This window comes from Pseudomonas sp. X10, assembly GCF_054889225.1.
Genome location: NZ_CM142677.1, coordinates 2,520,410 through 2,532,330, shown reverse-complemented (window position 1 = coordinate 2,532,330; position 11,921 = coordinate 2,520,410). Strand labels below are relative to the sequence as shown.

Below are 11,921 nucleotides of genomic sequence, written 5' to 3'. Positions count from 1 at the left end.
GTAGCTAACCCCATTCACGCCACTTCTCCTGCCAGGCCGCGCTTGCCGAAGCGGCGTGCAAGCCGGTCGAAATAGAGGTAGATCACCGGCGTGGTGAACAGTGTCAGCACCTGGCTGACCAACAGCCCGCCAACCATCACCAGGCCCAGGGGCTGGCGCAGCTCGGCGCCGGAACCGGTGGCGAGCATCAGCGGCACGGCGCCGAACAACGCCGCCAGGGTGGTCATCAGGATCGGCCGGAAGCGCAGCAGCGCCGCCTGGTAGATCGCCGCCTGTGGGTCCATGCCCTGGTTGCGCTCGGCCTCGAGGGCGAAGTCGATCATCATGATCGCGTTCTTCTTGACGATACCGATCAGCAGGATGATGCCGATGATGGCGATCATGCCCAGGTCGTTGCCACTGAGGATCAGCGCCAGCAAAGCGCCGACAGCCGCCGACGGCAAGGTCGAGAGAATGGTCACCGGGTGGATGTAGCTCTCGTAGAGCACGCCCAGGACGATGTACATGGTCACCACCGCCGCCAGGATCAGCAGCAAGGTGCTCGACAGCGAAGCCTGGAAGGCTTCGGCGGCGCCCTGGAAGCGGGTCTGCACGCCAATCGGCATGCCGATGTCCTGCTGCACCTGCTCGATCGCCTTGACCCCTTCACCCAGGGCCACGCCGGGCGCCAGGTTGAACGACATCATCACCGCCGGGAACTGGCCGATATGGGAGATCGCCAGTTGCGCCTGGCGCTGCTCGATGCGCGCCAGGCTCGACAGCCGCACCTGGCCGCCATCGCTGGTCTTGACGTGGATCTGCTCCAGCACCTGGGGGCCGAGAGTGGCCGCAGCCGCGGCCTGCAGCACCACGCGGTACTGGCTGGCCTGGGTGTAGATGGTGGAGATCTGCCGCTGGCCGAAGGCGTCATACAGGGCATTGGTGATCTGCGAGACATTGATGCCCAGGCGGCTGGCAGCGTCGCGGTCGATCAACAGGTACACCTGCAGGCCCTTGTCCTGCAGGTCGCTGGCCACGTCGGTCAGTTCGGGACGCTGCTGCAGGGCCTGAACCAGCTTGCCGCTCCACTGCGACAACAACTCGGCGTCCGGGGACGACAGGCTGAACTGATACTGGGTGCGACTGACCCTGTCCTCGATGCTCAGGTCCTGCACCGGCTGCATGAACAGACGGATGCCGACCAGCTTGTCCAACTGCGGCTGCAGGCGGGTGATTACTTGCATGGCGGTGACATCCCGCTCGCCATGGGGCTTGAGGTTGATCAGCAGGCGGCCGCTGTTGAGGGTTGCGTTGTCGCCGTCCACGCCGATATAGGACGACAGGCTCTGCACTGCCGGGTCCTGCAGGATCACCTTGCTCAGGGCCTGCTGGCGCTCGCTCATGGCGGTGAAGGAGGTCGACTGCGGCGCTTCGGAAATGCCCTGGATCACGCCGGTGTCCTGCACCGGGAAGAAGCCCTTGGGCACCGCCAGGTAGAGCAGCACGGTCAGTACCAGGCTGGCCACTGCCACCAGCAGGGTCAGCGGTTGGTGGCGCAATACCCACTGCAGGCCACGGCCATAGTGCTCGATCAGCCAGTCTATCCAGGCACCGCTGGCCCGGTAGAAGCGGCCCTGCTCTTCTTCCTTCGGCTCGCGCTTGAGCAGCCGCGCGCACATCATCGGAGTGAGGGTCAGGGACACCACCAGGGAAATCAGGATGGCCACTGCTAGGGTGATGGCGAACTCGCGGAACAACCGGCCGACCACATCGGCCATGAACAGCAGCGGGATCAGCACCGCGATCAGCGAGAAAGTCAGCGACACCAGGGTGAAGCCAATCTGCTTGGCACCCTTTAGCGCCGCCTGCATCGGTGTCTCCCCTTCCTCGATGTGCCGGGAGATGTTCTCCAGCATGACGATGGCGTCATCGACCACGAAGCCGGTGGCGATGGTCAGGGCCATGAGGGTCAGGTTGTTGATCGAGAAGCCGGCCAGGTACATCACCCCGAAGGTGCCGATCAGCGACAGCGGCACCGCGATCGAAGGAATGATGGTGGCGCTGAAGCGGCGCAGGAAGACGAAGGTAACCATCACCACCAGGACAATGGCGATCAACAGTTCGTGCTGCACGTCCTTCACGGCGGCGCGGATGGTCTGGGTCCGGTCGGTGAGCACCATGACATCGAGGCCGGCCGGCAGGTTGTCGGTGACCGATGGCAGCATCTGCTTGATCCGATCGACCACTTCGATGACGTTGGCCCCTGGTTGGCGCTGGATGTTCAGCAGCACGGCCTGGTTCTCGTTGGCCCAAGCCGCCAGGCGCTCGTTCTCGGCGCCATCGACGATCTCGGCGACGTCCTTCAGACGCAGTGGCGCGCCGTTGTTGTAGGCCAGGATAAGGTTGGCGTATTCCTCGGGAGAGCGCAGTTGGTCATTGGCGTCGAGCATCGACACCCGGGTCGGGCCATCGAAGTTGCCCTTGGGCTGGTTGACGTTGGAGGCACCGATCAGGCTACGCACGTCTTCCAGGTTGAGCCCGGCGGACGCCAGGGCATCGGGGTTGACCTTGATGCGCACGGCCTGGCGCTGGCCGCCGGCGATGCTGACCATGCCCACGCCACTGGTCTGGGCGATCTTCTGCGCCACGCGGGTATCGACCAGGTCGTTGAGCTTGGGCAACGGCATGGTCTTCGAGGTGATCGCCAGCGTCAGTACCGGCGTGTCGGCCGGGTTGACCTTGTTGTACACCGGCGGTGCCGGCAGGTCGCTGGGCAGCAGGTTAGTGGCCGCGTTGATCGCCGCCTGCACCTGCTGTTCGGCGACGTCCATGTTCATGTCCAGGCTGAAACGCAAGGTCAGCACCGAGGCGCCACCAGAGCTGGTCGAGGCCATCTGGGTCAGGCCTGGCATCTGGCCAAACTGGCGCTCCAGCGGCGCAGTGACCGCGCTGGTCATCACCTGAGGGCTGGCGCCGGGGTATAGGGTCATGACCCGGATGGTCGGGTAGTCGACCTGGGGCAAGGCCGCGACCGGCAGCAGCGTGTAGGCGATCAAGCCGGCCAGGACAATGGCCAGCATGCTCAGGGTCGTCGCTACCGGACGAAGGATGAACAGCCGCGAGAGGTTCATGCGCCCGCCTTGCGCTGCTCACCGGCACTGGCCGAGGCGTCTTTGGCATCCTGGCCTTGCAGGTGCTGGCCCGGGGTGGTCGGGACCTGCGAGCTGTCCTCCACCACCTCCACCAGGCTGCCCTCCCTCAGGCGGTCAGTGCCTTCGAGCACCACCCGGTCGCCAGCGGCCAGGCCTTCAAGGATCACGCTGTGCTCGCCATCGCTGGCGCCCACCTTGAGCTTGTGGATGTTGACCTTGTTCTCGCTGTTGACCACATAGGCAAACGTACCATCGTTGCCAAACTGGATCGCCGCGGAGGGCGCCAGGACCACCTGCTTGAGGGTGTCGGCCAACAGGCGCACGTTGACGAACTGATTGGGGAACAGCGCCTGGTCCTTGTTCTCGAAGTGGGCCTTGAACTTCAAGGTGCCGGTGGTGGTGTCGATCTGGTTGTCCAGGCTGCCCAGCACACCGGTGGCCTGCAGCTTGCTGTCGCCACGGTCCCAGGCTTCTACTGGCAAGGCGGCACCGGCGCGGTAGCGCTCCAGCACGGTCGGCAGCTCGGTTTCCGGCAAGGTGAAGGCGACGTTGATCGGTTCGGTCTGGGTGATCACCACCAGCGCGGCGGTGTCATTGGCTGCCACCAGGTTGCCGATGTCCAGTTGGCGCAGGCCCAGGCGGCCGCTGATCGGCGCGCGGATCTGGGTGAACTCCAGGTTCAGCCGCGCATCGTTCACCGCCGCCTGGTTGGTCTTGACGGTGCCCTGGTATTGCCCGACCAGCGCTTCAGCAGTGTCGAGGGTCTGCTTGGCGATGCTGTCTTCGGCATACAGGCCTTTATAGCGGGCCACGTCGACCTGGGCGTTCTTCAACTGCGCCTGGTTCTGCGCCAGCGTGCCCTCGGCCTGCTGCAAGGCGATGCGGTAGGGGCGTGGGTCGATCTCGGCCAGCAGGTCGCCGGCCTTGACCCGCTGGCCCTCCTGGAAGTTCACCTTGACCAGCTCGCCTGCCACGCGGCTGCGCACGTTCACCGTATTGGTCGCGGTCACGGTACCCAGTGCCTTGAAGTACAACGGGAAGTCGCCGACCCTGGTCGGCTCTACACGGACCGGCACCGGGTCGCTGGACATACCGAAACCCGGGCGCCCGCCCTTGCCGCCCCGGCCTGCCGGCTCCTTTTGCACGGTCGTGGCAGGCCACAACCACCAGGCCAAAGCGACCACCAGCAGCAGGATCAGCAGGCCGACAAGCCAGCGACGGGGGGAGCGGGAAACAGAAGCTTGCATGGGTTGAACGAACCTTGTTCGAGAATGACGTCTTCGGGAGGGTGAACGATAAGCACTCGTTCTGTTTTAGCAAAGGGCCTTTACCGGGACTTTACCTTCAACTGACGTTGCTAAAACGATGAACTGTAAATGAAAACGGCCTGGCGCAGGGGCCAGGCCGTTGAAACTTCGTGCTGATTGTCGATTACGGCGCGCCTTGGCTTGCCTGAAATCGGCGGGCGCCAGCATCCGTTAGCGCCTACCCCACTCGTGCAATCGACAACAGACAAGCCGCACCGCTGTTACTTCAGCACCGCCAGCGCCGCGTCATAGTTCGGCTCTTCGGCGATTTCACCGACCAGCTCGCTGTGCAGGACCTTGTCGTTCTCGTCCAGCACCACCACGGCGCGGGCGGCCAGGCCAGCCAGCGGACCGTCGGCGATGGCGACGCCGTAGTTCTCCAGGAACTCGCGGCCGCGCAGGGTCGACAGGTTCTTCACGTTCTCCAGGCCTTCGGCACCGCAGAAGCGCGCCTGGGCGAACGGCAGGTCGGCGGAGATGCACAGCACCACAGTGTTGGCCAGGTCATTGGCCTGGGCGTTGAACTTGCGCACGGAGGTGGCGCAGGTCGGAGTGTCGACGCTCGGGAAGATGTTCAGCACTTTGCGCTTGCCGGCAAAGTCCTTGAGCGACTTATCGGCCAGGCCATCACCGACCAGGGAGAACGCCGGGGCCTGGGCACCTGCCTGTGGCAGTTGACCGTTGACCTGGACCGGGTTGCCTTTGAGAGTCACTTGAGCCATGAACGGAATCCTTATGCGGAATTGAAAAGGACCCTGAGTTAAGCATGAAAGCGCCCAACTACCTACGGGCTGCGAAAAATTGTTGTATTGCCGGACAAATATTGTGGACAAAAAAATGCCCGGGTGGCGACAGCCGGCCCGGGCACCTTTACATGGCCTCAGCCCAGCAGCGCGTCAACCACCGAGTAGACCACCGAGGACATGGCCACCAGGCCCACCACTGCGACGAACACGTTAGACATGGCCCCACTGTACTTGCGCATGGCCGGTACACGACGGATAGCGTACATCGGCATCAGGAACAGGATGGCCGCGATCACCGGGCCGCCGAGCGACTCGATCATGCCCAGGATGCTCGGGTTGAGGGTGGCGACGATCCAGCACACCACCAACATCAACGCTGCGACCACGCGGTCCAGTGCCTTGGCCCCCGGACGCAGGCCGGTCTTGGCGATGATGCCCTTGAGCCCTTCGCTGGCACCGATGTAATGGCCGAGGAAGGACTTGGCGATGGCGACGAAGGCGATCAGCGGCGCCGCAAAAGCGATGCTCGGGTTGCTGAAGTGGTTGGCCAGGTACGACAGGATCGACAGGTTCTGTGCCTTGGCTTCGGCCAACTGGGCGCTGCTCAGGGTCAGCACGCAACTGAAGACGAAGAACAGCACCATGGCGACCATCAGCAGGTGGGCGCGGGCCAGAATCTGGCCGCTGCGCTCGTCGGCATTGGCACCGTAGCGGCGCTTCTGATCGACGGCGAAGGCCGAGATGATCGGCGAGTGGTTGAAGGAAAACACCATCACCGGGATCGCCAGCCACAGGGTATGCAGGAAGGCCGAGCCGGATGGGACCTGGCTGGCGCTATCGAGGATACCGCCGTTCCAGTGCGGGATCAGGTACAGGGCCAGCAGCGCCAAGGCGACGATGAACGGATAGACCAGCAGGCTCATGACCTTGACCGTGGCTTGCTCACCGCAGCGCACGATGGCCAGCAGGCCAAGGATCAGCACGAACGACAGCACCGCGCGGGGCGGCGGCGTCATGTGCAACTGGTGCTCCATGAAACTACCGACCGTGTTGGTCAGGGCCACGCTGTAGATCAGCAGGATGGGGAAGATGGCGAAGAAGTACAACACGGTGATCAAGGCGCCGGCCGTGATGCCGAAATGCTCCTCGACCACATCGGTGATGTCGCCGCCATCGCGCCCGGAAAGAACGAAACGGGTCAGCCCGCGGTGGGCGTAGTAGGTCATCGGGAAGGCCAGCAAGGCCAGGATCAGCAACGGCCAGAAACCGCCAAGGCCGGCGTTGATCGGCAGGAACAAGGTACCGGCGCCGATGGCCGTGCCGAACAGGCCCAGCATCCAGGTGGTGTCATGACGGGACCAACTGCCAAGGGCGGCAGCTGGGGTCGATTCGAAGCGCTGTTCAGCGCTTGGGGCCTGCTCATTCATCCGGGTGCAACTCCACTCGCAAGACTGCAACAGGCTGAGAGTGGCGAAACAGACGCTTCGCGCACCTCAACCGAAAAAAGAGGGGCGCGATTGTGCGCTGATTGGTTGCACTTGCAAAGCCCCGTCCGAGGGACGGTTGCACCTGGGTTGCATCCGTGTAGGAGTCAGCGCCATCTGACGATGCAAGGTGCAACCTTGCCAGAGGCGCGGCGCGATCGCCCCATCGCCAGCTGACGCGGGCTCCTACACAGGCCTGGTGTACGGGCCCGCGTCAGCGTGCCTGCACCGCAGCAAACGCCTTGGCCACTTGCTGCAGGTTGTCCGGACGCAGGCCGGCCATGCACACCCGACCGCTGTCGATCAGGTAGACGCCGAACTCGTCGCGCAGACGACGGACCTGCTCAACGCTGAAACCGGTGTAGCTGAACATGCCTCGTTGACGCAGGAAGAACTGGAAGTCCTGGCCCGGCAGTAGCTCGGCCAATGCATCGACCAGCCCCTGGCGCATGTCGAGGATACGCTGGCGCATCTGCTCTACTTCCGCGACCCACTGGGCGTTCAGGCCATCGTCCCCGAGCACGCCAGCCACCAGTTGGGCGCCGAAGTTGGGCGGGCTGGAGTAGTTGCGGCGCACGGTGGCCTTGAGCTGGCCGAGTACGCTCTGGGCGGTGTCGGTATCGTCGCAGACCACCGACAAGCCCCCTACCCGCTCACCGTACAGGGAGAAGATTTTCGAGAAGGAGTTGCTGACCAGGCACGGCACACCGGCACGGGCCATTTCGCGGATGGCGTAGGCGTCCTCGACCAGGCCCTCGCCGAAGCCCTGGTAGGCGATGTCGAGGAACGGGATCAGGTTGCGTGCCTTGACCACTTCCACCACTTGCTGCCATTGCCCTTGGTCCAGGTCGACGCCGGTGGGGTTGTGGCAGCACGGGTGCAGCAGCACGATGCTGTTGGCCGCCAGGCCCTGCAGGGTGGCGAGCATACCGGTGAAGTCCAGGCCACGGCTGGCCGTGTCGAAATAAGGATAGGTATGGACCTTGAACCCGGCGCCTTCGAAGATCGCACGGTGGTTGTCCCAGGTTGGGTCGCTGACCCAGACCTCGGCCTGCGGGAAGTAGCGCTTGAGGAAGTCGGCGCCGACCTTCAGCGCGCCGGAACCGCCGACGGTCTGCACCGTGGCGACACGGCCTTCGCTCACCGCCGGATGCCCGGCCCCGAACAGCAGCGCCTGGATCGCCTGGCGGTAGCTGGCCAGGCCTTCCATCGGCAGGTACAGCGAGGCCTCGTGAGGCTTGTCGGCCAAGCGGCGCTCGGCCTCGCCCACCGCTGCCAACTGCGGCACCACGCCAGCAGCATCGTAGTACAGGCCGATACTCAGGTTGACCTTGTCGGCGCGGGGATCGGCCTTGAAGGTCTCCATCAGCGAGAGGATCGGATCGCCGGCATAGGCATCGACATGTTTGAACACAGCGCACAGCTCCTTGAGTCAGGACAGTTCGGGGAAATGCTGCCCTGAGGATACCTGCAGCAGCGGCGAAGGAACATCTCCAGTGTGCAAGGGAGTCAGTGCAGGCGTGCATAACCAGGCGCAACCGGATACAGCGCCGAGCCGGGGATCAGTGCACCCCCTGCGGGGGGCGTGCCCACGAATGGCTGGCTTAGCCAAGCAAATTCCGCAACTCCTGCAGCTCCTGCTCCGTCACCGCCACCCCTTCGCGGTCCGCTACCGCCCGCTCGCGGTAACGCCGCTCACCCGGCATGCGTTGCAAGCCTGCCGCCTGCATCTGCTCCACCAACTCGCGGCTGCGCAGGGCGAAGCGCTCGCCTTGGGCCTTGCCCGGATCGATGACGATGATCAGTTGCCCGGTCCAAGGAGTCTTGGCGCCCGGATGCTTCGACCAGTCGAACTCCCAAGAGAAATGCCCGCCGGTCAATGCCGCCGCCAGCAGTTCGACCATCATCGACAGCGCCGAACCTTTGTGCCCGCCGAACGGCAGCAATGCGCCACCGTCCAGGATGGCCTTGGGATCACAGGTCGGCTTGCCCTCGGCGTCCACCCCTACACCTTCCGGCAATTGCTCGCCCTGGCGCGCGGCGATCTGCACATCGCCGTGGGCCATGGCGCTGGTGGCCATGTCGAACACGATCGGGTCGCTGCCAGCACAGGGGGCGGCAAAGGCGATGGGGTTGGTGCCGAACAACGGCTTGCGCGCGCCATGGGGCACCACGCAGGTCATGCTGTTAACCACGCTCAGGGCCACCAGGCCTTCATCGGCGAAGGGCTCGACGTCTGGCCAAAGCGCGGCGAAATGGTGGGAGTTGTGGATCGCCAGCACGGCAATCCCCGCCGCCCGCGCTTTCTCCACCAACAGCGCACGTGCCGCTGCCAGGGCCGGCTGGGCAAAGCCGCCAGCGGCATCGACCCGGATGAAGCCCGGCGCCACATCCTCGACCTGCGGCTGGGCCTGGCCATCGACCCAGCCACTGGCCAGGGTCGAGACATACCCGGGAATACGAAACACACCATGGCTGTGGGCCCCGTCGCGCTGAGCACTGGCACAGTTGTGGGCGAGCACGGCGGCCACTGCCTCGGTGCAACCGTGACGCTGGAAGATGCGCTGCAGCAACGTCTGCAGTTCGGCAAAAGGCACATGCACGGTACTGGCGGAAGGTGCGGACATCTGAAGCTCCCTTGTTGGAATTGGTCTGGGCAACAGCGTTTGCAACGACAAGACTTTCCCTCGATGACAGCTAACTGTCAAACATTGACCTGATAACAGAAAACATTCATCTTCATTCGCAAGCCTCATCCAGTCCGGAGCCGCCTGTGAGCCAACCGATCAAGCAACGCCTGGAACACAGCCTGCACAGCGCCACGGCCTCGGGCCGCAAGATCGCCACCTACATGCTCGCCAACCTGCATGAGCTGCCCTTCCAGACCTCGGCCAGCATCGCCGCCAAGATCGGTGTCAGCGAATCCAGTGTCGGACGCTTCTGCCGCTCGCTGGGCTATGCCCATTTCAAGGCGCTGAAACACGACCTACAGAACGACTTGGGTGACGGCCCCTGGCTGGTCGGCGATCGACTGCAAGAATTCCGCCAGAACCGCGAAGACTCGGACAGCTCCCGCAGCCTAGAACTGGAGGTGGCAGCCTTGGTGCGGGTCTACGAATACAGCCGCAGCGACGCCTGGCACCGGGTCGCGCAGCGTCTGGCACAAAAGTCACGGGTGTTCATCGCCGGCTTCCAGACCGAGCGCGGTATCGCCATGTGCATGACCCACCTGCTGCAATACCTGCGTGAGGGCGTGCACCGGGTCGACGGCAGCGCCGGGCATTTCAGCGACGTGCTGCTCAGCCGTGCCGAGGACTGTGCCTTGGTGGTGTTCGAGGCCCGGCGTTACTCGCGCCATGCCCTCCACTTGTGCCGCAAGGCCCGTGAAGCGGGCATCCCGGTGACACTGGTTACCGACACCTTCTGTGACTGGGCCGATGCCAACGCCGACGAGGTGTTCCGCATCCCCACCGAATTCAATCTGTTCTGGGAATCCACCGCGACCATGCTGTCGTGGGTGCACCTGATGGTCAACGAGGTCTGCAAGAAGCTCGGACCGGATGTTGAGAAACGCTTGGAAGCAACTGCCGCGCTACACAACGAGTTCGTCGGCTACACGTCGGCGCCGGCGGGCAAACAACAATAGCTAAGGCCTATATAGGAAGACGCTGCATGCATTGCCAAACCATTGTCCTGGGCGCCGGCATCGTTGGCGTCAGTACTGCGCTGCACCTGCAGGCGCGTGGGCGCCAGGTGATCCTGGTCGATCGTAACGAACCGGGCAGCGGCACCAGCCACGGCAACGCCGGGCTGATCGAGCGTTCCAGCGTGATTCCCTATGCTTTCCCCCGCGAGTTCGGCGCGCTGTTGCGCTACGGCCTGAACCGTCAGCCCGACGTACGCTACAGCCTGCTCCACCTGCCCAAGGTCGCGCCTTGGCTGCTGCGCTACTGGCAGCACTCGGCGCCCACGCCCCTGGCCACAGCGACTGCGGCCATGCTGCCGTTGGTGCAGCGCTGCGTAGAGGAACATGACGCGCTGATCGACGCCGCCGGCCTCGGCGACATGGTGCAAGCCAAGGGCTGGATCGAGGTGTACCGCGACAGCGCCCTGTTCGAGCGGGCCAAGGCGGATGCCAAGGGCCTGGGCCGCTATGGCCTGCAGTATGAAATCCTCGAACGTGGGCAACTGCAGGCCCGTGAACAGCAACTGGGTGGCGCGGTGGTCGGCGGCATTCACTGGCTCGACCCCAAGACAGTGAACAACCCAGGCGGCCTAACCCGGGGTTATGCGGCACTGTTCATCAAACGCGGTGGCCAGTTCATCCATGGCGACGCACGCAGTCTGCGCCAGGTCGCCGGCCAATGGCAGGTGAACACCCGCCGCGGCCCGGTCACCGCCCCGGAGGTGGTGGCCTGCCTCGGCCCGCAATCGGCCGACATCTATGCGCCGCTGGGCTACCGCATCCCCCTGGGCATCAAGCGTGGCTACCACATGCACTACGGCACCCGTGGCGGTGCCGAGCTGGGCCATTCGATCTGCGACAGCCAGGGCGGCTATGTACTGGCGCCCATGGCTCGTGGCGTGCGCCTGACCACCGGCATCGAGTTCGCCGCCAGCGACGCGCCCGGCAACGAAATCCAACTGCAACGCTGCGAAGCCCTGGCCCGCACGCTGTTCCCCGGCCTCGGCGAACGCCTGGACGACACGCCATGGCTGGGCCGCCGCCCCTGCCTGCCAGACATGCGCCCGGTGATCGGCCCGGCCAGCCGCCACAAGGGGTTGTGGTTCAACTTCGGCCATGCCCACCACGGCCTGACCCTGGGCCCGGTGAGTGGCCGCCTGCTGGCCGAGATGCTCACTGGCGAGCAGCCCTTCACCGACCCTACGCCCTACAGCGCGCAACGCTTCGAGTGATGACATTGCGGGAGAACAACAAGATGACGGCCTCACTCAGCCTTGCCAGTGTCATGCCCCTGTCCGCCCGCCGCCTCCCGCCGATCATTGCACCGCTGCAAAGACCCAACTGCATCGTTAAATATAATTGACCTACACTCCCGCCGGACCCTTGCCAATACAGGGCCAAGAGCACCTGAAGTCCCGGAAAACCGGAACCCCCCTCCCCAAACCCGCCGCAGGTCGTTTGACATATCGAACGGCTCTGGCAAGCTATGAATCAGGTTTCGACCGGAAACGGCCCCCTGCCGGGGCTTCCGGCAGTGCTCGAAACCCCAGGCAGCGCAGAGCCTTGAG

General features: G+C 64.4%; 8 protein-coding genes. 2 read left to right on the top strand and 6 right to left on the bottom strand.

Annotated elements, in window-relative coordinates; genetic code table 11:
* Window positions 1–14: 14 nt before the first annotated feature.
* The 6 genes from ACYU03_RS11660 to ACYU03_RS11635 form a co-directional block, all read right to left on the bottom strand.
* Entirely contained in the window at window positions 15–3,110 is a 3,096-nt protein-coding gene (locus tag ACYU03_RS11660; RefSeq protein WP_461890858.1) for an MdtB/MuxB family multidrug efflux RND transporter permease subunit, read from the bottom strand.
* Entirely contained in the window at window positions 3,107–4,378 is a 1,272-nt protein-coding gene (locus tag ACYU03_RS11655) for an MdtA/MuxA family multidrug efflux RND transporter periplasmic adaptor subunit (RefSeq protein ID WP_461890856.1), read from the bottom strand. Before ACYU03_RS11655 ends, ACYU03_RS11660 begins: the two co-directional genes overlap by 4 nt.
* Window positions 4,379–4,659: 281 nt before the next feature.
* Window positions 4,660–5,160 (bottom strand): thiol peroxidase, encoded by a 501-nt coding sequence (gene tpx / locus ACYU03_RS11650; RefSeq protein WP_461890854.1) that lies wholly within the window; start codon window positions 5,158–5,160, stop codon window positions 4,660–4,662.
* 158 nt (window positions 5,161–5,318) lie between these two features.
* Window positions 5,319–6,611: a serine/threonine transporter gene (locus ACYU03_RS11645; RefSeq protein ID WP_461890852.1), complete on the bottom strand. Its 1,293-nt coding sequence runs from the start codon at window positions 6,609–6,611 to the stop codon at window positions 5,319–5,321.
* Between the two features lie 271 nt (window positions 6,612–6,882).
* On the bottom strand, window positions 6,883–8,082 hold the full coding sequence (locus ACYU03_RS11640; RefSeq protein ID WP_461890850.1) for an amino acid aminotransferase: 1,200 nt from the start codon (window positions 8,080–8,082) through the stop codon (window positions 6,883–6,885).
* Window positions 8,083–8,272: 190 nt separating this feature from the next.
* Complete coding sequence (locus ACYU03_RS11635; RefSeq protein WP_461890848.1) at window positions 8,273–9,295, bottom strand: Ldh family oxidoreductase; 1,023 nt, start codon at window positions 9,293–9,295, stop codon at window positions 8,273–8,275.
* Window positions 9,296–9,441: 146 nt separating this feature from the next.
* On the opposite strand from ACYU03_RS11635, the gene ACYU03_RS11630 reads away from it, so the two are divergent.
* Both ACYU03_RS11630 and ACYU03_RS11625 read left to right on the top strand, forming a co-directional pair.
* The gene (locus ACYU03_RS11630; protein WP_461890846.1) at window positions 9,442–10,314 is read left to right on the top strand and encodes a MurR/RpiR family transcriptional regulator; all 873 of its coding nucleotides are present in this window, start codon (window positions 9,442–9,444) and stop codon (window positions 10,312–10,314) included.
* Between the two features lie 26 nt (window positions 10,315–10,340).
* Window positions 10,341–11,585, top strand: coding sequence for an NAD(P)/FAD-dependent oxidoreductase (locus ACYU03_RS11625; RefSeq protein ID WP_461890844.1), 1,245 nt, complete (start codon window positions 10,341–10,343; stop codon window positions 11,583–11,585).
* Window positions 11,586–11,921: the final 336 nt, after the last annotated feature.

What these genes read in the sequence shown, in the direction of transcription:
- ACYU03_RS11660 (WP_461890858.1), bottom strand. Translation starts at nt 3,110, where the DNA reads ATGAACCTCTCGCGGCTGTTCATCCTTCGTCCGGTAGCGACGACCCTG.
- ACYU03_RS11655 (WP_461890856.1), bottom strand. Translation starts at nt 4,378, where the DNA reads ATGCAAGCTTCTGTTTCCCGCTCCCCCCGTCGCTGGCTTGTCGGCCTG.
- tpx (WP_461890854.1), bottom strand. Translation starts at nt 5,160, where the DNA reads ATGGCTCAAGTGACTCTCAAAGGCAACCCGGTCCAGGTCAACGGTCAA.
- ACYU03_RS11645 (WP_461890852.1), bottom strand. Translation starts at nt 6,611, where the DNA reads ATGAATGAGCAGGCCCCAAGCGCTGAACAGCGCTTCGAATCGACCCCA.
- ACYU03_RS11635 (WP_461890848.1), bottom strand. Translation starts at nt 9,295, where the DNA reads ATGTCCGCACCTTCCGCCAGTACCGTGCATGTGCCTTTTGCCGAACTG.
- ACYU03_RS11625 (WP_461890844.1), top strand. Translation starts at nt 10,341, where the DNA reads ATGCATTGCCAAACCATTGTCCTGGGCGCCGGCATCGTTGGCGTCAGT.